Source organism: Pseudomonas sp. LP_7_YM (assembly GCF_004364435.1).
In the GTDB taxonomy this organism is placed as follows: Bacteria; Pseudomonadota; Gammaproteobacteria; order Pseudomonadales; family Pseudomonadaceae; genus Aquipseudomonas.
In genome coordinates, this window is sequence record NZ_SOCT01000017.1 from 18,409 (window position 1) to 39,309 (window position 20,901).

13 protein-coding genes are annotated in these 20,901 nt (G+C 58.7%); 7 read left to right on the forward strand and 6 right to left on the reverse strand.

Annotated elements, in window-relative coordinates; genetic code table 11:
- The first annotated feature begins 167 nt into the window (after positions 1-167).
- The 3 genes from EC915_RS23195 to EC915_RS23205 all read left to right on the forward strand — a co-directional run bounded on the left by EC915_RS23195 (position 168) and on the right by EC915_RS23205 (position 3,428).
- Positions 168-1,055 carry a 3-keto-5-aminohexanoate cleavage protein gene (locus EC915_RS23195; protein WP_133752844.1) on the forward strand — a complete coding sequence of 296 codons (888 nt, stop codon included), beginning with the start codon at positions 168-170 and terminating at the stop codon, positions 1,053-1,055.
- A gap of 150 nt (positions 1,056-1,205) precedes the next feature.
- The gene (locus EC915_RS23200) at positions 1,206-2,171 is read left to right on the forward strand and encodes an L-carnitine dehydrogenase (protein ID WP_133752845.1); all 966 of its coding nucleotides are present in this window, start codon (positions 1,206-1,208) and stop codon (positions 2,169-2,171) included.
- 777 nt (positions 2,172-2,948) lie between these two features.
- Positions 2,949-3,428, forward strand: a complete 480-nt coding sequence (locus EC915_RS23205; RefSeq protein WP_133752846.1) for a thioesterase family protein — start codon at positions 2,949-2,951, stop codon at positions 3,426-3,428.
- A gap of 90 nt (positions 3,429-3,518) precedes the next feature.
- Here EC915_RS23205 and fba read toward each other — a convergent pair whose 3' ends face one another.
- The 6 genes from fba to tkt all read right to left on the reverse strand — a co-directional run bounded on the left by fba (position 3,519) and on the right by tkt (position 9,755).
- Positions 3,519-4,583 carry a class II fructose-bisphosphate aldolase gene (gene fba, locus EC915_RS23210; protein ID WP_133752847.1) on the reverse strand — a complete coding sequence of 355 codons (1,065 nt, stop codon included), beginning with the start codon at positions 4,581-4,583 and terminating at the stop codon, positions 3,519-3,521.
- Between the two features lie 124 nt (positions 4,584-4,707).
- Entirely contained in the window at positions 4,708-5,031 is a 324-nt protein-coding gene (locus EC915_RS23215) for an MliC family protein (RefSeq protein WP_133752848.1), read from the reverse strand.
- Positions 5,032-5,129: 98 nt separating this feature from the next.
- Positions 5,130-5,357 (reverse strand): hypothetical protein, encoded by a 228-nt coding sequence (locus EC915_RS23220; protein WP_133752849.1) that lies wholly within the window; start codon positions 5,355-5,357, stop codon positions 5,130-5,132.
- Positions 5,358-5,383: 26 nt separating this feature from the next.
- The gene (locus EC915_RS23225) at positions 5,384-6,547 is read right to left on the reverse strand and encodes a phosphoglycerate kinase (RefSeq protein ID WP_133752850.1); all 1,164 of its coding nucleotides are present in this window, start codon (positions 6,545-6,547) and stop codon (positions 5,384-5,386) included.
- 17 nt (positions 6,548-6,564) lie between these two features.
- The gene (gene epd, locus EC915_RS23230) at positions 6,565-7,614 is read right to left on the reverse strand and encodes an erythrose-4-phosphate dehydrogenase (protein WP_133752851.1); all 1,050 of its coding nucleotides are present in this window, start codon (positions 7,612-7,614) and stop codon (positions 6,565-6,567) included.
- 143 nt (positions 7,615-7,757) lie between these two features.
- Entirely contained in the window at positions 7,758-9,755 is a 1,998-nt protein-coding gene (gene tkt / locus EC915_RS23235) for a transketolase (RefSeq protein WP_133752852.1), read from the reverse strand.
- A gap of 256 nt (positions 9,756-10,011) precedes the next feature.
- On the opposite strand from tkt, the gene EC915_RS23240 reads away from it, so the two are divergent.
- From EC915_RS23240 to EC915_RS23255, 4 genes are all read left to right on the forward strand, one after another.
- The gene (locus tag EC915_RS23240) at positions 10,012-11,007 is read left to right on the forward strand and encodes a metalloregulator ArsR/SmtB family transcription factor (RefSeq protein ID WP_133752853.1); all 996 of its coding nucleotides are present in this window, start codon (positions 10,012-10,014) and stop codon (positions 11,005-11,007) included.
- Between the two features lie 20 nt (positions 11,008-11,027).
- Positions 11,028-12,218 (forward strand): methionine adenosyltransferase, encoded by a 1,191-nt coding sequence (gene metK / locus EC915_RS23245; protein WP_133752854.1) that lies wholly within the window; start codon positions 11,028-11,030, stop codon positions 12,216-12,218.
- 582 nt (positions 12,219-12,800) lie between these two features.
- Positions 12,801-13,121, forward strand: a complete 321-nt coding sequence (locus EC915_RS23250) for a DUF6124 family protein (protein ID WP_133752855.1) — start codon at positions 12,801-12,803, stop codon at positions 13,119-13,121.
- A gap of 303 nt (positions 13,122-13,424) precedes the next feature.
- Positions 13,425-20,828, forward strand: coding sequence for a Tc toxin subunit A (locus tag EC915_RS23255; RefSeq protein ID WP_133752856.1), 7,404 nt, complete (start codon positions 13,425-13,427; stop codon positions 20,826-20,828).
- The last annotated feature ends 73 nt before the right edge of the window (positions 20,829-20,901 follow it).

Consider the following 20,901-nt stretch of genomic DNA (forward strand, 5'->3'; position numbering starts at 1 on the left):
CCAATACACCGGTTCCCGAAGCTGGGCAACAGCGCAGGTCGCTGCTGTGCAAGAGCTTGTCGCCGCTGTGCGCGTTGAGGCGCCATGGCCTGCGTAGCGTTGCACCTCAAAAGCGGGCACCGAAAGCCTGCGACGCAAACGAACCTGGCCTGTAAGGAACCTCATCCATGAATCACGACGTCATCATCACCTGCGCACTCACCGGTGCTGGCGACACGACCGGGAAAAGCCATCTGGTCCCGATCACCCCGAAGCAGATCGCCGCCGCTGCCGTCGAGGCCGCCAAGGCCGGCGCAACCGTCGTGCATTGCCATGTGCGGGATCCACAAACCGGCAAGTTCAGCCGTGATGTCGAGCTGTACCGCGAGGTCATGGAGCGCATCCGCGAGGCTGACATCGACATCATCGTTAACCTCACGGCGGGCATGGGTGGCGATCTGGAAATCGGCCCGGGCGAACGTCCGACCTACTTCGGCCCGGCGACCGATCTGGTCGGCCCGCTGACGCGGCTGGCGCACGTCGAAGCCCTGCTGCCGGAAATCTGCACACTGGATTGCGGCACGCTGAACTTCGGCGACGGCGACACCATTTATGTGTCCACCCCGGCGCAGCTGCGTGCAGGCGCCAGGCGCATTCAGGCGCTGGGCGTGAAGGCCGAGCTGGAAATCTTCGACACCGGCCACCTGTGGTTCGCCAAGCAAATGATGAAAGAAGGTTTGCTGGATAACCCGCTGTTCCAGCTGTGCCTGGGCATCCCATGGGGCGCACCGGCAGACACCACGACCATGAAGGCCATGGTCGACAATTTGCCAGCCGATGCGGTCTGGGCCGGTTTCGGCATCGGGCGCATGCAGATGCCAATGGCTGCGCAAGCGGTGCTGCTGGGCGGCAACGTGCGCGTCGGACTGGAAGACAACATCTGGCTGGATAAAGGCGTACTGGCCAGTAACGGCGCGCTGGTCGAACGCGCCAGCGAAATCCTCAACCGTTTGGGTGCTCGGGTCATGACCCCGGCCGAGGGTCGCGTGAAGATGGGGCTGACAAAACGTTTCTGACACCGAGTGTCACCACATCCCCTGTAGCAGCGAATTCATTCGTGGAGCGGTTTAACAAACGCCGAATCGGTGGGCTGTACCTGCCCTCGCAGAGGCATTCGCTCCCAGAGTTGACCGCATCGACCAACGCATTTTCGTCAGGACATCAACATGATCTTCATCACCCACATCAAAACCTTCGCCGCGCTGGGTAGCGGTGTCATTGGCAGCGGCTGGGTTGCGCGCGCCCTCGCCCACGGTCTGGACGTCGTGGCATGGGATCCCGCGCCCGGTGCCGAGACTGCATTGCGCAAGCGTGTTGCCAATGCCTGGCCTGCCCTCGAACAGAAAGGCCTCGCCGTTGGCGCCTCTCAGGATCGCCTGCGTTTCGTCGCCACCATCGAAGAGTGCGTGCGGGAGGCCGACTTCATTCAGGAAAGCGCGCCGGAGCGTCTGGATCTGAAGCTGGACCTGCACAACAAGATCAGCGCCGCTGCCAAACCTGACGCGATCATCGGATCCAGCACCTCGGGGTTATTGCCGTCGGAGTTCTATGAGCATGCGATTCACCCGGAGCGTTGCGTGGTGGGTCACCCGTTCAACCCGGTGTATCTATTGCCACTGGTCGAAGTGGTCGGCGGCAGGCACACAGCCCCGGAAGCGGTTCAAGCGGCGATCAAGGTGTATGAGTCACTGGGCATGCGGCCGCTGCATGTGCGTAAGGAGGTGCCTGGTTTCATTGCCGACCGTTTGCTCGAAGCCCTATGGCGTGAAGCGCTGCACCTGGTCAACGATGGGGTGGCGACCACCGGCGAAATTGACGACGCCATTCGCTTCGGCGCGGGTTTGCGCTGGTCGTTCATGGGCACCTTTCTGACGTATACCCTGGCAGGCGGCGACGCAGGAATGCGCCACTTCATGGCGCAATTCGGCCCGGCGCTGCAATTGCCATGGACCTACCTGCCTGCCCCAGAGTTGACTGACAAGCTGATCGACGATGTGGTCGACGGCACCAGTGATCAGCTGGGCAGTCACAGCATCTCGGCACTGGAACGTTATCGCGACGACTGCCTGCTGGCGGTGCTGGAAGCCGTGAAAACCACCAAGGCCAGGCATGGAATGGCGTTTGAGGATTGATCGCCAACCCGCCACCGCCTGATCGTTCCACACGCTGCGCGTGGGAATGCAGCTCTGGACGCTCCGCGTCCCTACGACGCAGCGCGTCACCCGAGGCGTGCCCACGCAGAGCGTGGGTACGATCAATCCACATGGGATGGCGTTTGAGGAGTAATCGCCAACGCCACCGCCTGATCGTTCCACACGCTGCGCGTGGGAATGCAGCTCTGGACGCTCCGCGTCCCTACGACGCAGCGCGTCACCCGAGGCGTGCCCACGCAGAGCGTGGGTACGATCAATCCACTGGGATGGCGTTTGAGGAGTAATCGCCAACGCCACCGCCTGATCGTTCCACACGCTGCGCGTGGGAATACAACTCTGGAGGCTCATCGTCCCTATGACGCAGAGCGTCACCCGATGCGTGCCCACGCAGAGCGTGGGTACGATCAACACCAAGGCCAGGCATGGAATGGCGTTTGAGGATTGATCGCCAACCCGCCACCGCCTGATCGTTCCACACGCTGCGCGTGGGAATGCAGCTCTGGACGCTCCGCATCCCTACGACGCAGCGCGTCACCCGAGGCGTGCCCACGCAGAGCGTGGGTACGATCAACACCAAGGCCAGGCATGGAATGGCGTTTGAGGATTGATCGCCAACCCGCCACCGCCTGATCGTTCCACACGCTGCGCGTGGGAATGCAGCTCTGGACGCTCCGCATCCCTACGACGCAGCGCGTCACCCGAGGCGTGCCCACGCAGAGCGTGGGTACGATCAATCCACATAACCCGGAAGACCCCATGCCTGCCCTGAGCACTTACCAAACTCCAATCCTCGCCGATTGGGTCGATTACAACGGCCATCTTCGCGATGCCTTCTACCTGCTGATCTTCAGCTACGCCACTGACGCCTTCATGGACCGTATCGGCCTGGCCTGCGATGACCGCGACGCCAGCGGCCATTCGCTGTTCACCCTGGAGGCGCACATCAACTACCTGCATGAGGTCAAACTCGACGAAGAGGTAGAAGTGCGCACCCAGATCGTCGCCCACGACAGCAAGCGAGTGCAGCTCTATCACAGTCTGTACAAAACCGGCGGCGAACAGGAACTGGCGGCCAGCGAGCAAATGCTGCTGCACGTCGACCTCGCAGCCGGGCCGAAAGCAGCCCCATTCAGCGAGCAATCGCTGCACGCCCTTGCCGCGCTCATCGAGGCACAGCACGACCAGCCCACGCCGCGCTATACCGGTCGTGTCATAGGTTTACCCGGTAAAGCCTGATCCGCTTCGATGCTCCCGCCAACATTCGCCCACAAAAAAGCCCGCATCACTGCGGGCTTCTTCTTAACGGCTACTTTGATCAAAAAGCGATCAGTTGACCTTGGCGTTCAGCTCGCCGTTGGCATAGCGCTCGAACATCTTCTCCAGGGAGATCGGTTTGATCTTCGAAGCGTTGCCAGCGGTACCGAACGCTTCGTAACGGGCGATGCACACGTCACGCATGGCCGAGACGGTTTTCGCCAGGTATTTGCGCGGGTCGAACTCGCTCGGGTTCTTGGCCATGAACTCGCGAATGGCACCGGTAGAAGCCAGACGCAGGTCAGTGTCGATGTTGACCTTGCGCACGCCGTGCTTGATGCCTTCAACGATTTCTTCGACCGGCACACCGTAGGTTTCTTTGATGTCGCCGCCGAACTCGTTGATGATCTTCAGCCATTCCTGCGGAACCGACGAAGAACCGTGCATCACCAGGTGAGTGTTCGGGATGCGTTTGTGAATCTCTTTGATGCGCTCGATCGCCAGGATGTCGCCGGTAGGCGGCTTGGTGAACTTGTACGCGCCGTGGCTGGTGCCGATGGCGATGGCCAGGGCGTCAACCTGAGTCTTCTTGACGAAGTCGGCTGCTTCTTCCGGGTCAGTCAGCATCTGGCTGTGATCCAGCACCCCTTCGGCGCCCACGCCGTCTTCTTCACCGGCCATACCGGTTTCCAGCGAGCCCAGAACGCCCAGCTCACCTTCAACGGAAACGCCGCAGGCATGCGCCATGGCTACGGTCTCCTGAGTCACGCGCACGTTGTACTCATAATCCGCCGGGCTTTTGCCGTCTTCGCGCAGCGAGCCGTCCATCATCACCGAGCTGAAGCCCAGTTGGATCGAACGTTGGCAAATGGCAGGGCTGGTGCCGTGGTCCTGGTGCATGACCACCGGAATGTGCGGAAACTCTTCAATCGCCGCCAGAATCAGATGACGCAGGAACGGGGCGCCTGCGTATTTGCGCGCACCGGCCGATGCCTGAACGATCACCGGGGAATCGGTCTTGTCGGCCGCTTCCATAATGGCGCGCATCTGTTCCAGGTTGTTCACGTTGAATGCAGGAACGCCATAGCCGAATTCGGCGGCGTGGTCCAACATCTGGCGCATGCTGATAAGTGCCATTGTCTTTTTCTCTCCCGGTAGGGTCGTTGATCGCGTGTGCCTGCCGTAACGGCGGCTATTCAAATTATAGGGGCGTACGACTCAGTCACCGCCCGGTGCTGCATCGGTCTGAATGCCCGGCCCGTCAGGGCGCCTTGCATCCGCGACCGATCAAATCGTTGGTAGCGTCCCAGTAGACCAGGCCTTCGCTGCCCTTGTTGTCGAACGCCAGCACGCCGTTGCTATAGAGCGAACCCGAAGCGCCGGGCTCGACCTGCAGACGGAACACCTGCTCGCTATCGTTCAAGCGTACGTCGACCTCTTTGTTCGCAGCATCGGCGTAACGCCAGTAAATCTGCGCCTTGCTGTCGCAGACCCAATGGGTCCACGGCGCAACCGGTTCAGACGACTTCATGCTGGCGCAACCGCCCAGCAGCGTCAGTGTCACAAGGGCAATCAAGCCTTTCATTACCACTCCTGGCCCTGGCTGGGCGCGGTGCCTGTCGGTCGCGCCGATGCCCAAAGGCTCTTTGGTTTCAGATGTTGCAGTGCGCCGTCAGGTCAGATTCAGTGACAGGCGACCGGCCCAACCGCGGGCATGAACTCGTATTTTTCCCAAACCTCAGGACCGCCGCGCTTGTAAACGATCGGTACGGTTTCAGCCTGCCAGCCCGCTTGATAGCAGCTGACCTGAAGCTGTTCGGGCGCATTGCTCTGCGCCGTCTGAGCTTCGGGCTTGCTTGCGCAGCCAACCAACAAACCCGCCATGATCAACAGCGGTAATGGCTTGACCATCTCATTCCCCTTCACGCTGGCCTGGATCAGGCCTTGGCGCGTTTTTCCAGAATTTCCACGGCAGGCAGCACCTTGCCCTCGACGAACTCGAGGAACGCGCCGCCGCCGGTGGAAATGTACGAAATCTGATCTTTCACACCATATTTATCGATAGCAGCCAGCGTATCGCCACCGCCTGCGATGGAGAACGCCGGGCTCTGGGCAATCGCCTTGGCCAGGGTCTTGGTGCCTTCACCGAACTGGTCGAACTCGAACACGCCAACCGGACCGTTCCACAGAATCGTTTTGGAAGACTTCAGCAAATCTGCGAACTGGGCCGCCGTTTGCGGGCCAATGTCGAGAATCATGTCGTCATCGGCCACGTCGGCGATCAGTTTGACGGTCGCCTCGGCATCTTCGGCAAACTTGCTGGCGACCACCACATCCACCGGCAGCGGCACGCTGACTTTTGCGGCAATGGCGCGCGCAGTGTCCAGCAGGTCCGGTTCGTACAACGACTTGCCGACCGGGTGGCCAGCCGCCGCCAGGAAGGTATTGGCGATGCCGCCGCCCACAATCAGTTGATCGCAGATCTGGCTCAGGCTGTTGAGCACGTCCAGCTTGGTCGACACCTTGGAACCGGCAACGATGGCGGCCATCGGCTTGGCTGGGGCGCCCAGCGCCTTGCCCAGCGCATCGAGTTCGGCAGCCAGCAGAGGGCCTGCCGCGGCAACTTTGGCAAACTTGGCAACACCGTGAGTCGAACCTTCGGCGCGGTGAGCGGTGCCGAAAGCGTCCATGACGAAAACGTCGCACAGTGCCGCGTATTTTTGCGCCAACTCGTCGGCGTTCTTCTTCTCGCCCTTGTTAAAGCGCACGTTTTCGAACAGCACGATGTCACCGGCCTTGACGTCCACGCCGTCCAGATAGTCGGCCACCAGCGGCACATCACGGCCCAGCGCCTTGCTCAGGTACTCGGCAACCGGCTTGAGGCTGTTCTCGGCGGAAAATTCGCCCTCGGTCGGACGACCCAGATGCGAGCAGACCATGACGGCTGCGCCTTTTTCCAGCGCCAGCTTGATGGTCGGCAGCGAAGCAAGAATACGTGCGTCGCTGGTGACAACACCGTCCTTGACCGGGACGTTGAGGTCTTCGCGGATCAGTACACGCTTACCTTGCAGGTCGAGGTCGGACATCTTCAACACGGTCATGAGGCGTTCCCTGTTTATTACTGTTGTTTATGGATGCTGTGCAAAAAGTGATCGGCGACATCCAGCATGCGGTTGGCAAAACCCCATTCGTTGTCGAACCAGGCCAGGACGTTGACCAGGCGAGGCCCGGAAACCCGTGTCTGGCTGGCATCGACGATTGCCGAATGCGGGTCATGGTTGAAATCACAGCTGGCGTGGGGCAATTCGGTGTAAGCCAGCAACCCCTTGAGCGGGCCGCTGGTGGCGGCCTCGCGCAAAATGCGATTGATCTCCTGCGCATCGGTATCACGGGCAACCTGCATCGTGATGTCCAGGCATGAGACGTTCACCGTCGGCACCCGAACAGCTTTGGCCTGAATTCGGCCTGCAAGTTCCGGAAGCAGCCGCTCGATCCCTCGCGCCAGACCGGTGGACACCGGAATGATCGACTGGAACGCCGAGCGTGTGCGCCGCAGATCCTCGTGATGATAAGCGTCGATCACCGGTTGATCGTTCATCGCCGAGTGAATCGTGGTGATGGTGACGTATTCCAACCCCAAGGCGCGGTTGAGCAAGTCCAGCAACGGCACGCTGCAATTGGTGGTGCAGGACGCCGCTGAAACAAGACGCTCCGCGCCGATCAGCGTTTGCTGGTTGATGCCATAGACGACGGTGGCATCGACATCGGCCTCGCTGGCCATTGGCTGGGAGAACAGCACACGCGGCGCCCCCGCCGAGAGGAAACGCTCGCCGTCGGCCCGGCTGTTGTAGACGCCAGAGCATTCGAGCACCAGATCGACGCCCAGCGCGCCCCAGTCGATGCCTTCCGGCGTCGCGCTGCGAAACACTTTGATGACGTGATCGTTGATGTGCAGAAAATCGCCTTCGACCCGCACCTCGCCAGGAAACCGGCCATGTGTGGAGTCAAAGCGCGTCAGGTATTCGAGACTGGCCATGTCGGCCAGATCGTTGATCGCCACCACATCGAACCCCGCCTTCGCGCCTCGCTCGCACAATGCACGCAGTACACAGCGGCCGATACGACCGTAACCATTGAGGGCGACTTTATAAGGGCGTGGCTGAGGCATGGGGTTCTCGAATTTTTTTGGTGTTCAGAGAACCTGAACGTTACCGTTTAACCTTTAGCAGTCCGGCTCGCCAGCGGTGACATCTTGAGAATGCCACCGCCGGCAAGCCGGGCTGCTACAGGGTTGGAGCACAGACTATTTGATCAGTCTTCCATCAGCTCTTCGGCGGTGGAGAGGATGTTCTCCAGCGTGAAGCCGAACGCTTCGAACAGCAGGTTCGCAGGGGCCGACTCGCCGAAGGTGGTCATGCCGATCACGCGGCCTTCCAGACCGACGTATTTGTACCAGTAGTCAGCGTGCGCGGCTTCGATGGCGATACGAGCGCTGACTTCCAGTGGCAGTACCGACTGCTTGTACAACGCGTCCTGAGCTTCGAAGACGCTGGTGCACGGCATGGAAACCACACGCACGTTCTTGCCTTCAGCGGTCAGCTTGTCGAACGCCTGAACCGCCAGACCGACTTCCGAACCGGTCGCGATCAGGATCAGATCCGGCTCGCCACTGCAGTCGCGCAGCACGTAACCGCCCCGGTTGATATTTTCCAGTTGCAGCGCATCGCGTGCCTGGTGCTGCAGGTTCTGGCGGGAGAAGATCAGCGCTGACGGACCGTCGTTACGCTCGATGGCGTGCTTCCAGGCCACGGCCGATTCCACGGCGTCGGCCGGGCGCCAGGTGTCCAGGTTCGGCGTGGTGCGCAGGCTGGTCAGTTGCTCGATTGGCTGGTGAGTCGGGCCGTCCTCGCCCAAACCGATGGAGTCGTGGGTGAACACGTAAATGACGCGCTTTTTCATCAGCGACGACATGCGCACCGCGTTGCGGGCGTATTCCATGAAGATCAGGAAGGTCGCGCCGTACGGCACGAAACCGCCGTGCAGGGCGATACCGTTCATGATCGCGCCCATGCCGAACTCACGCACACCGTAGTGCAGGTAGTTGCCGCTGGCGTCATCAGCGAAGATGCTCTTGCAGCCTTTCCAGATGGTCAGGTTGGAGCCGGCCAGGTCAGCCGAGCCGCCAAGGAATTCAGGCAGCAACGGGCCAAAGGCGCTGAGTGCGTTCTGGCTCGCCTTGCGGCTGGCGATGGTATCGCCCTTGGCGTTGACTTCAGCGACATAGGCTGCAGATTTTTCAGCGAAATCGGCTGGCAGCTCGCCGCTCATGCGACGGATCAGCTCGTTGGCCAGCTCAGGGAATGCAGCGGAATAGGCAGCGAAGCGCTGGTCCCACTCGGCTTCGGTCGCCAGACCTTTTTCCTTGGCGTTCCACTCTTTATAGATGTCGGTCGGGATTTCGAATGGACCGTGGGTCCATTTCAGCGCAGCGCGGGTCAGGGCGATTTCGTCATTGCCCAGTGGTGCGCCGTGGCACTCTTCCTTGCCCTGCTTGTTCGGCGAGCCGAAACCGATGGTGGTCTTGCAGCAGATCAGCGTCGGCGTGTCGCTCTTGTGAGCGGTGTCGATGGCGGTCTTGATTTCGTCGGCGTCATGGCCGTCGACGTTACGAATCACCAGCCAGCCGTAAGCCTCGAAGCGCTTGGGCGTGTCATCGGTGAACCAGCCTTCGACTTCGCCGTCGATGGAAATGCCGTTGTCGTCGTAGAAGGCAACCAGTTTGTTCAGCCGCAGCGTGCCTGCCAGCGAAGCGACTTCGTGGGAAATGCCTTCCATCATGCAGCCATCACCCATGAACACATAGGTGTGGTGATCGACGATGGCGTGGCCTGGACGGTTGAACTGCGCCGCCAGGGTCTTCTCGGCTACGGCGAACCCGACTGCGTTGGCAAAACCCTGACCCAGTGGGCCGGTGGTGGTTTCAATGCCCGGGGTATAACCGTATTCAGGGTGACCCGGCGTGCGGCTGTGCAACTGACGGAAGTTTTTCAGGTCTTCGATGGACAGGTCGTAACCGCTCAGGTGCAGCAGCGAGTAGATCAGCATCGAGCCGTGACCGTTGGACAGGATGAACCGGTCACGGTCAGCGAACATCGGGTTGCTCGGGTTGTGCTTCAGGTAATCGTGCCAAAGGACTTCAGCGATATCCGCCATGCCCATCGGGGCACCGGGGTGGCCGCTGTTGGCCTTTTGCACGGCATCCATGCTGAGTGCACGAATGGCATTGGCACGCTCACGACGGCTTGGCATCGCTGATCTCCTGAGACAGAAAGGAAGTGGATCTGAAAAAGGCGGCCATTTTCCCTCAGGCACTGCCTGGGGGCAATCAGAGATGCAGGCTGATGCGCGATTTTCCCGCGTCCAGCAGGTTTTTCTCAGGCGGTCCGTGGGATATACCTGCAAATGGCGTAATCGTGGCGCCCGTTGCCTGGCACCATTCGCCAATATCAAAACTTTTTGATATTGGCCTTGCGAGTGACTGGGTCGGTAACTAGACTGCCCGCTTATGAATCTTCCCGCGTCTGCCCTTGAACCTGATCAAAGCGACGAACTGGCTGCCTTGTGCAAAGCCGGTGGCGACCCGCTGCGGCTCAATGTGCTGCGCGCTCTGTTCAACGATTCGTTCGGCGTGCTGGAACTGGCGCAGATCTTCGCCATCGGTCAGTCGGGCATGAGCCACCACCTCAAAGTGCTCGCTCAGGCCAATCTGGTCGCTACGCGCCGCGAAGGCAACGCAATCTTTTATCGCCGCGCCCTGCCCCACACCGAACGGACCGGCGGCAAGCTTCATGCGGCGCTGCTCGAAGAGGTCGACGGCCTCTGCCTGCCAGACGATATCCAGGCCCGCATTGGCCTGGTGCACCGTCAGCGCGCCAATGCCAGTCAGGACTTTTTCGCACGCACTGCGCAAAAGTTTCGTGCCCAGCAGGACCTGATCGCAGGACTGCCCCAGTACCGCGACAGCCTGTTGTCGCTGCTGGACAAACTCAGCTTCGACTGCGCAGCCACCGCCGTGGAAGTCGGCCCCGGTGACGGTGGTTTTCTGCCTGATCTGGCGCAGCGCTTTGTGCATGTCACGGGGCTGGACAACAGCCCGGCCATGCTCGATCTGGCGCGCAGCCTCTGTAAGCAGAAGGCATTGCACAACGTGGAGCTGAAACTGGCCGATGCGTTGTCCGACGCTAATGTTCAGGGTGACTGCATCGTCTTGAACATGGTGCTTCACCACCTTGCGGCGCCGGCCGAAGCACTCAAACAGCTGGCCAACCTGCTGAAACCGGGCGCGAGCCTGTTGGTCACAGAGTTATGCAGCCATGACCAGAGCTGGGCCAGGGAGGCCTGTGGCGATCTCTGGTTGGGCTTCGAACAGGAAGATCTGGCCCGTTGGGCCATCGCTGCGGGGCTGGTCCCCGGGGAAAGTCTGTACATAGGTTTACGTAATGGTTTCCAGATCCAGGTCCGCCATTTTCAGCGACCGGCTGGCGACACTCACCATCGGTAACACTCAGGAAACCCGTCGAGATGAGCGAATACTCCCTTTTCACCTCCGAGTCCGTGTCCGAAGGGCATCCGGACAAAATCGCCGACCAGATCTCCGATGCAGTGCTGGATGCCATCATTGCTCAGGACAAACACGCACGTGTTGCGGTGGAAACCCTGGTCAAGACCGGCGTTGCGATCGTTGCCGGTGAAGTCACCACCAGTGCCTGGGTCGACCTGGAGCAGATCGTTCGTGACGTGATCAGCGGCATTGGCTACACCAGCTCCAACGTCGGCTTCGACGGCGCAACCTGCAGCGTGATGAACATCATTGGCAAGCAATCGCCCGACATCAACCAGGGTGTTGACCGCGCCAAGCCTGAAGATCAGGGCGCGGGCGACCAGGGCCTGATGTTCGGCTACGCCAGCAACGAAACCGCAGCGCTGATGCCTGCGCCGATCGCGTTCTCGCACCAACTGGTGCACCGTCAGGCCGAAGCCCGTAAATCGGGCCTGCTGCCCTGGCTGCGCCCGGACGCCAAATCCCAAGTCACCTGCCGCTATGAAAACGGCATCGTGGTCGGTATCGATGCCGTCGTGCTGTCGACCCAGCACAACCCGGAAGTGGCCTACGCCGACCTGCGCGAAGGCGTGATGGAGCTGATCGTCAAACACGTGCTGCCTGCCGAACTGCTGCACAAGGACACCCAATTCCACATCAACCCGACCGGCCAGTTCATCATCGGTGGCCCGGTAGGCGACTGCGGTCTGACCGGTCGCAAGATCATCGTCGACAGCTACGGCGGCATGGCCCGTCACGGCGGCGGCGCGTTCTCCGGCAAGGACCCGTCCAAGGTTGACCGTTCGGCGGCCTACGCCGGGCGTTACGTTGCCAAGAACATCGTTGCGGCCGGTCTGGCCGAGCGCTGCGAAATTCAGGTCTCCTATGCCATCGGCGTTGCGCAACCGACGTCGATCTCGCTGAACACCTTCGGCACCGGCAAGATCAGCGACGACAAGATCGTGCAACTGGTGCGCGAGCATTTCGACCTGCGTCCGTACGCGATCACCAAGATGCTCGACCTGCTGCACCCGATGTACCAGGAAACCGCAGCCTACGGCCACTTCGGCCGCACGCCGCAAACCAGGACCGTGGGCGATGACACCTTCACCACGTTCACCTGGGAAAAAACCGACCGCGCCGAGGCGTTGCGCGCTGCTGCCGGTTTGTAACGCCCGATAGTCATACAGCGTAAGAAAAGCCCCTGACGATGAAAATCGTCAGGGGCTTTTTGTGAACGTGTGCTCGGCAACCCTCGCTGCGAGAAGCAGCAGCCTGCGACTATCGCAAGACCGATGAAAAAGCCGTGAGAGCGAATTCACTCGCGATGCGACGCAACAGCCGAAGCGTTTCGTGGCCTGAAACATCTGCCGCATTGACGCAGTCGGCGGCGTTGTAATGAGCCGCAAAATGTTTATTCCGGACACATTCACGAATAAAAACCAAACATCTTTGTAGGACGCGTCTGAAAATTGTCGCTATTCTCCTGCGCGCGTTGCGGCTCTATGGATCTGGGCTTACCCTCTTTCGCGTCGCTGCTTCCAGCGACCGGTTTTGACAGACCGTATAGAGAACAACGCAGCGTCAGCCGAGCATTCACAGATTTTGAATCTGTGGGCTGTCTCATGGCGGCCGTACGTGGGGCACACTCGTGTGCGCCAGGTTGCTCTCTACTGGTCTGTCAACCCGCGTACAGCTGCCACCCATTCTGTTTGACAGCGGAATGGATCTGGCACCCAAAGAGAGAGTTCACAATGATTCGATCCACGCCGCATCCCCCTGAAATACCCGTCACCCAATCCACCCCCTTCGGGCTCAATATCGGCAGCCAGAACCTGTTCACGGTCCAGCCCGGTATCCATGTCGAAGACGCCCTCGCACTTGTAAGCGAATACCTCAACTGCGCCGCCGCCACCGCCTATGAATCAGCGGATAACAGCCCGCCGGAATTCCGCCCCCTGGCCAGAGCCGTGGTGCACCAGATCGAAGCCGCCAAGGCGCTGCTGGATGCTTCGATTGCCGGCCTGGGCGATGTTTTACGCCAGTCCCAAGCCACCCGAACGCCGCCCGTCTAGCGATCCGGCCTGCTAAAAAGCCATCGCCGCCCATCGCAAAAAATGCCCCTGACACAGCACTTCGTCAGGGGCATTTTTTTGCGCGTCTCTTTTGCGGCTCACGCAGCTTACATATAGCGATTGGCGATTCACCCTATCGCGAACCCTTCTAGCACGGGGCCTTCGCGCCTGCCACAGAACGGCTAGCCTTTTCAGAGGACCCGAACAGGTCGCAATTTTCAACCAGCGTCACGCAGTGCGGTTCAGCCGCGACGCGCCTTGGCCCCACCTGCGCCAACTCTCTGAATCAAGGAAGAATCCGTCATGCCAAGCCCTACCAACACGCCCGCCGCCGCCACCTACGCCACGCTCTTTCCCGAACAATTGGCCGACCGGTGTGCACCCGATGCACTGGAAGCCAACAGTGGCCCGGTCGCCTACCTGCACGCCCTGTATCAACAAGCACTGGCGCTGGAAGCGACCAGCGAATCGGACGAACGCTTCACGCTGGCGCAACGCCGACCCGACATTGGTGAGCTGCTGCTGAATCAGGAGGGCCTGGAAAAACAGATCCCTGCGTTGACGTTGGCAATTAATGCCCTCACCCGCCAGGCGCAGGCCCATGCAGGGCGGGATACGCCCTTGGCCGAAACAGTGAGCAAGGCGCAGCAGCGTGTCGGGTTGCCGTTTCACTATCCCCTGGCACAGATCCAGGCCGTGTTGCGACACAAGAAGCTGCCGCTGTTCGACCTGCTGCAACAGTCTGAATACAGCTTCCCCAATTTTTGCCATGGCAACCTGCGTACCGATGAGCTGCGGCAGGTCATGCGCACCGCAACCGGCTTTAGCCCGGCATTGCAAAAACTGCTGCAGGACGATGACCTGAACGATAGAGAGAACTTTTTAGCTACCCGCTTCAGCACGACCGGGAACAACCTATCGGTAGCCTCTAAACTGAACAGGGTGGAATTTTTCTGCCAGAAAACAGGCCTCAAACCCGAGGACGTATTGGACTTGCTGGCCATTGCGGGCGTCGACGACGGCGCCAGCGAAGGGGTAACCAGCGTCAAAACGTCCACCGCTTACCAGGTGGCCGGCAGCAAAACGGCGGACGGTAAACATTACGGCGCGGTGTTCATCAACAACGGCGAATCCAAGAGCCTTTCGCTGAAAGACACCCTGTCAGGCCCCGGCATCCAATTGGCGATCACGGACGCCACCGCCGCCCACTACGCCCGTATTCATAAACTCATCCATCTGGCGCATGCGCTTGAGTTGTCCTTTGCCGAAACCGATTTGTTGCTGATGTCAGCCCTGCGCGCTGAAGGTCAGACCAAGGATTTCCACATCACCGCCAATACCCTGCGGGCGATCGGGGTCTTCCGCTTCTTCAATGAAGCCTACGACGTCAAGGTCGAGCAATTCGCTGCGCTGATCCACGAAGTGTCGCCCTACGCCGTCGGGGACAAGGTGCCGTTGCTCGACCGCGTGCTGGATGGCCCTGGCAGCGGCCAGCTGGCGGAAATCGACGACAGGCTGAACATCGATGACGGCACATTTGACCCGGCTGAAAAGGTTGACGGCGATGGCAAAAGCGCCGTCACCTCGACGATGGGGCGCTTGTGCAGGGCGCTTGGCTTGAGCGAACAGGTGGCCAATGATTATCTGAAACAGGTCACCAAGGCACTTGGCCAAAGAAAGCCCAAACGATCGCTGGCGTTGCTGTCTTCACTCTACCGCCTGAGCCGCTTGCCACGCCTGCTGCGCTTGAGTGCGAACGAAGGTGCCAACTTGATTGCCCTGCTGACCCTCGGTAACGACCAGGTGCAGGGCATCGTGGCTGGCAAGGGGCAGATCAGCGACGACCCGGCCAAGGCAGACATCCTTGACGTGCTCATGGCACTGGCCAACGCCGAACGCTGGTTGCGCCGCAATGAATTGACGCCTTCGGCAGTTTTGGCACTGTTGAGCGCACCCAAAGCCTCCGATCAGGTGCTGAACCAGATCGAAGCGGCACGCGAAAAAGTCCTGGGTCAAGCCCCACCTGACGTCGCGGGCGTCTGCCTTTCAGAGCAAAACATCCGCAGCGTTCCGAAAGCCAATGAAGCGTTTGAAGCAACAGACAGCACCTGGCTGACCGTACTCCAGGATTACCTCGACAAAAACGGCCTGATCAAACCCCGCCTTCCGGCGGAGCCCATATTACGGAATGAGCTGGCCAACCTGCTCAAGGGAAAACTTAAAGAAACCGCCAGAGCCGCCGCCGACTTGGCCCAGGCACTGGCCACGGAGCTGACCAACGCCCGCATCAAGCAGGAAGACCTGGCCAAGGACGTCTTTACGCGCATGTTCGCCAACAGTTTGGAGCCAAGCCTTGCGTCCAGCTATGCGCTGGCCTTGCTGAGATGGATTAAAAGAAGCCCCCTTGACCTGCTTTCAGACCTGCTGGTGCCTGTACCTGCCAACCAGGCACAACGCACTCACTCCTTCGCATTGTGGAGCGACATGGCGCGCTACACGCTCGCGATCAGCCTCACCGGTTTAAGCCCGGCGGGGCTTGAGGCACTGATGGAGCATCCGCAATGGTTCGCCTTTAAAAAGAACAACACACAACCTCCCATCTCGAACGAGTTGAGCCTGGCTTTGCTGTACCAACTCACACGCTACCGTGCCTGGATCGGCATCTGTCGTGAAAACGGGTTTGAGGAAGGCGATGCGCTTGGCTATTTATCGAGCCTGCGTGCAAGTACTGAACCGGCAGCGGTCGAGGCCGCAGCCCGTCAGCTTGGGAAGTTTATTGGTTGGGATATGCAAGAGACGTTATGGGCACTGCCGCATGTCATGGTATCTACCTCCACAACCTCCACAACACGGAAACCAGAAACGAATACCGTTAAAACCAAGGAACCTGCGAAGAAAAGTGGGACGCTGGACGAGTTCATTACTTGGCTAACAGCAGAGGAGGTCACGGCATACACCCATCAGCAATTAAAGCACTTTATGCCAAGCGTATTGCTGTCATATTTTTTAAATCACGGTCATCACAGTTACTCTCCGATAGTTGACGGGACTAATAGAAAATTTAAAAAATTCTTGTCCGAGAACCCCGGCCCACTGCTTTTAACGCCAGAGCAATATAAAGAAGCTGATTATGATCCGAAATTTTGGGAAGCAGAGTTTAAGAAAATAAAAGCAGACGGCAAAACTCCGGTACTTCCAAAACCTCTGGAAATAAGAGTGATTGGCGCACCGGTTGAAGAGCCACCTGACACTTCAACTTCAACTCCAACGCCTACCCCAACGACAGATGCCCCCACTGTGTTCGCTAAAGAAGGTGATGCTCGTGTACCTACAACCATGCTTGATATCGACGTCGTACTACGCCTGCAGTCGCTGAGTGTCACCACAGGCCTTTCTTGCCAATCGCTATTGGGCGTCTCATGGCTTGATGAAGCGTCGAGCTATGCAGCGTTTCATATCGCCGGCTTGTTACTGCTCGGCGCCTGCACCGATGAGGCACGAGAAGCCATCGAGCCTGGCCTGCAAGTGAAGTGGCGCGATGCGCTGGTCGATTATCTGCTGAGCGAGTGGGTGCCAAAAGATGCCGGTCGTCAAGCCGCTTTGAGCAGCGTCGATGACCTGTCCAGCTATTTCCTCACCGATGTCAGCGTGACTTCGCAAGCCAGAGACACGACCGCCATCACCCAGGCCGTCGCAAGCCTGCAGCATTACCTGCATCGGTTGTTTTCCCATTTGGAGCCCGGCTATAGCAGCAGTCCTTTCCCGGGCGGGGCCGACAGTGCATGGCAGCGCTACCTGAGCCACTACGGCACATGGAAAGAATGGCAGGCACAGTTCAATCACCCGGAAAACCTGATTTATTACGCCAACCGTCCAAATAAGACCGCTGCCTTTCAGGAACTGGAAGTTGAGGTCAATCAAGGCAAGCTGGACACAGAACTGCTGCACACGGCGGTGTGCAACTACCTGACCAAGTTCGAGAAGCTCAGCAACCTGCAGATTGTCAGTGGCTACCTGGACGGCCACGATCCGAAAAACGATACCTATCACCTGATCGGTAAGACCAACACCTCGCCACCGGAATATTACTGGCGCTCGGTGGACATGGGCCTGCGCGATGATCGACAACGCCTGAGCCCGCTCGCTTGGAGTGAGTGGGAAAAGATCACGCTGCCGGTAAGCGGGCAGATCGCGCAGAGCCGTTATGAGGAGACGGTAGTAACAACAGTGAAAAATCCCGCTGGCAAGGAGGAGTCCAACACCATCACAATCCCTCACACCAGCGACGCTATCCGCCCGGTGATCATTGCCGGTCGGCCCTATGTGTTCTGGGTGGAACGAGGCGCCACCGGCCTGCCCAGTGCCGATGAGAAAAACCAGACGCCTACCAAGTTCAGGAAACTCTCCGTGCAATATGCTTATCGGCAAAGCGACGGATTCTGGAGCACGGCCAACGAGTTAATGTGTCTGGACGGCACAAAAAACGGTGAGCGTTTGGCTGACAAGAAAGACAACATACCCAATCCTTATTTAAAAGACGACACGTATATTCCAGGCCTCATGGCGTTCGTGAATGAAGAGGGAGAACGCTCATCAGATCCATGGCTTACCGTCATCCTTTATAACTGCAAGAGAAAAGGTGAGGGGTTAGGTACGCTGAACGATGATTACTTTGTCGAAGCAAGGGATTTGTTGTTGATTGAGAAGAAACAAGTATCAAAGGATATCAAAGACAGCAAAGACAGCGAAGACCGCAGAGACAGACTCGTAATGACTGCATTCAAGTCGTATAAAGACATACGAAAAGTTCAGCACACATATGACGGCCAAGTAGTATCTTTAAAAGAGACTGGCGCTACGAGCGATACAGCAAGACCCAAAAATCCGAGCATTGTAGATTTAGCTTTGGACCTCTTTAGACTTACCATAAAAATTACCAACCCACAGCTTAAAAAAGCAATTATTGAGGCCGATATTCCGCAGAGACTACAGCACGTTGAACTTGTGGTAAAAACGCCCGGGAGCATCCGCCCCGAGCGATTGGTTGAGGGCCCAATACTACGCTCCGACTCCTTAACAAGGACACGAAGTTATGATTTTACCTTTGACAAACAAGGAGATTATTTTTTCTCCCTAGATGCCCCCTCTATTAATTCAAGTTCTAGAACAATTGTCTTTGACTTTTCAACCAGCGACACGGACGAACTCTGGGATGTGATGATCGTTAAAAACACTGAACAGGCCCAGTTCCTCGACCTAAGTTCGGCAAACAAAACTCTCCCCAAACTTCCATCCAACAGCGTTCGCCTTAATACTCTGTTCGGCAAACAACTGGTAGCCCGTGCCAGCGAAGGCGTTGAGCGTGCCCTGGGTTGGGACACTCAAAAGTTGAAGGAACCGACCATCGACAAGGCTGAGCCCAACCCGCGCGTTGATTTCCACGGAGCCAATGGCTTGTACTTCCGTGAATTGTTCCTGCACCTGCCGGCGCTGATTGCCAGCCGCCTTACCGAGCAGCAGCAGTTTGAAGAAGCAGAAAGCTGGTACCTGCATTACCTGTTCGACCCTTACCGTGCCTTGCCCGGGAAGGATGGCCGACCTGCTTACTGGAACACCCGGCCACTGGCGGAGGTGGGCAGCCTGACTTCCGAACTGCGCAAGTCCGTGGACCCTGTTGCACGGGCCTTCATCCTGTCGCGCTATTACCGGCAGGCTGTGTTCCTGAACCTGGTGGAAAACTGGCAGCGCCAGGGCGACCACTATTATCGGCAGCTGACCCTCAGCAGCCTCAATCACGCCTGGTTGTGCTATCAGCAGGCACTGAAATTGATCGGCCCGCTGCCGGAGCGCGCTGCCGTGTCGCGCTGGAGCCCGGTGCCTTTGGCTTCGGCGAGCGAAAACAGCTTCCGCATGCCGGTCAACCAACGGGTGATCGAGGCCAGGAAACTCCTCGAACGGCGTTTGTACAACCTGCGTCATGGCCTGACCCTGGACGGCAAGGCCTTGCCAAACCTGGGCTGGGGCGACGAAGGAGGTGACCCGTTTGCTTCGGCAAAAGGTGGGCTGAGCATCATCACCGGCACTTACAACAGCAATCGCGCACCGGTTCCGGCCTACCGTTTCCGCCAGTTGCTGCCCGCAGCCCGTGCCGCTGCCCAGCAGTTGCTGGATATGGGCCGGCATTATATGAAGCTGATGGAAGATGAGTTCAATACATCGCTGTCCGTATTACTCAAGGCCCAGGAAACCAGGATTTCCGACTTCACCCTGCAATTAGGTAAAGAAAACATAAATTCCATAAAGGCAAAAAAACGTGAACTTGAATTGAGTCTTGAGGCTGCTGAATTCAGAAAGAATCATTGGGCCGGTTTGCTGGAAGTTGGACGGTCACCCCGAGAGGAAGCCGCGACAGCAATGACCTGGACAGCGGGCGTGCTCAAGTACGCGGCCATCCCCGCCGAGATCGTTGCCGGAGGCATCGATGGCGTGGTGCCCACCATCCTGGGCATGGCTGTGGGGGGTACCCGACCTGCCGAGCTTGCTCGAATGGGATCGAAAGCCATGTCGATGTCCAGCACGGCATTGAGCTTCCTGGCCAATCAGCTTCAAACCGAGTCCGGGTACGAACGTCGTGCCACCGGGTGGACGTTCGATATGCGTCAGGCCGAATGGGACATGAGACTGATCGATCAGCAAATCACGGAAACCAATATCGAACTCAATGCTTCCACTATCAGCCTGCAACAAGCCCGACAAGAACGGAAAAACCTGGAGCAAGCCTACGTCGCCATGACCACCGGCTTCACCATCATCCCGATCTACAACTGGCTGGTGGCGCGTCAGGAGCTGCTTTACGGCGCAGCCTACGACGCCGTGCTGTCGCTGTGCCTGAGCGTGGAAGCGGCCTGGCGCTATGAAATCGGCGACTACAAACGCGAGGCGTTCATTAAAACCAGTGCCTGGAGTGATTCCTACAAAGGCATGCTGGCGGGCGAGTCGCTGTTGGTCGACCTGCAGGAGATGGAAAATGCCTGCTTGCTGGCCAACGAACGGCGACTGACGATCAAGAAAACCTTCAGCCTCAGGAAGCTGCTGGCGGAAAAAAGTTGGACGGCCAACGTCAAAACGCTTGCCCAGGGCGACTCACTGGCGTTTGGGTTTGCAGCCAGCGAGTTCGATAAAAACTACCCCGGTCATTATCTGCGTCAGCTCAAGCACGTGTCGGTGTCACTGGTGATGGAGTCGGGGCAACAATTGGAGGAGTTGTCCGCCATCCTCACACAAGCAGCCAACATGACGCTGGTCGAGCCAGACCTGCAAGGCGCCGAGTACTTATACAGCGAAGGCACAACGCCACCACCTGAGAGCATCAAGCGTAATCTGCGGGCGCAGCAGCAGATCGCACTGTCTTCGCAAGTACAGGAGGACGGGCTGGGCTATGGACCGGGTGATTGGGTCTATGAGTTGATGTTCCACGACGGCCGTTATCTGCCCTTTGAAGGGACCGGGGCGATTTCGCAGTGGCAGTTGGAAATTCCTGACAGCGATATGGCCAAGTTACTGATCAATGGCGCCAATCCGGTTGTGAAGGATATTCAGATCAACCTGGTTTACAGCTCACTGGCCGGTACAAGTGATTTCGTAAAAGGCATCAAGGACCTGCGCAAGCGGGCTGCCGAACCCGCAGCGCCAGCAAAAACCTCCTGACACTGACAGGGCTGCGCCCACGGCGATATCAATCGCCGTGGGCGTTTGCGTTGTGCTGCTCACCCGCAATGCC

Bases quoted from the DNA above. Each gene is read 5' to 3' on its own strand.
- EC915_RS23195 (WP_133752844.1), top strand. From the start codon at position 168: ATGAATCACGACGTCATCATCACCTGCGCACTCACCGGTGCTGGCGAC.
- EC915_RS23200 (WP_133752845.1), top strand. From the start codon at position 1,206: ATGATCTTCATCACCCACATCAAAACCTTCGCCGCGCTGGGTAGCGGT.
- EC915_RS23205 (WP_133752846.1), top strand. From the start codon at position 2,949: ATGCCTGCCCTGAGCACTTACCAAACTCCAATCCTCGCCGATTGGGTC.
- fba (WP_133752847.1), bottom strand. From the start codon at position 4,583: ATGGCACTTATCAGCATGCGCCAGATGTTGGACCACGCCGCCGAATTC.
- EC915_RS23215 (WP_133752848.1), bottom strand. From the start codon at position 5,031: ATGAAAGGCTTGATTGCCCTTGTGACACTGACGCTGCTGGGCGGTTGC.
- EC915_RS23220 (WP_133752849.1), bottom strand. From the start codon at position 5,357: ATGGTCAAGCCATTACCGCTGTTGATCATGGCGGGTTTGTTGGTTGGC.
- EC915_RS23225 (WP_133752850.1), bottom strand. From the start codon at position 6,547: ATGACCGTGTTGAAGATGTCCGACCTCGACCTGCAAGGTAAGCGTGTA.
- epd (WP_133752851.1), bottom strand. From the start codon at position 7,614: ATGCCTCAGCCACGCCCTTATAAAGTCGCCCTCAATGGTTACGGTCGT.
- tkt (WP_133752852.1), bottom strand. From the start codon at position 9,755: ATGCCAAGCCGTCGTGAGCGTGCCAATGCCATTCGTGCACTCAGCATG.
- EC915_RS23240 (WP_133752853.1), top strand. From the start codon at position 10,012: ATGAATCTTCCCGCGTCTGCCCTTGAACCTGATCAAAGCGACGAACTG.
- metK (WP_133752854.1), top strand. From the start codon at position 11,028: ATGAGCGAATACTCCCTTTTCACCTCCGAGTCCGTGTCCGAAGGGCAT.
- EC915_RS23250 (WP_133752855.1), top strand. From the start codon at position 12,801: ATGATTCGATCCACGCCGCATCCCCCTGAAATACCCGTCACCCAATCC.
- EC915_RS23255 (WP_133752856.1), top strand. From the start codon at position 13,425: ATGCCAAGCCCTACCAACACGCCCGCCGCCGCCACCTACGCCACGCTC.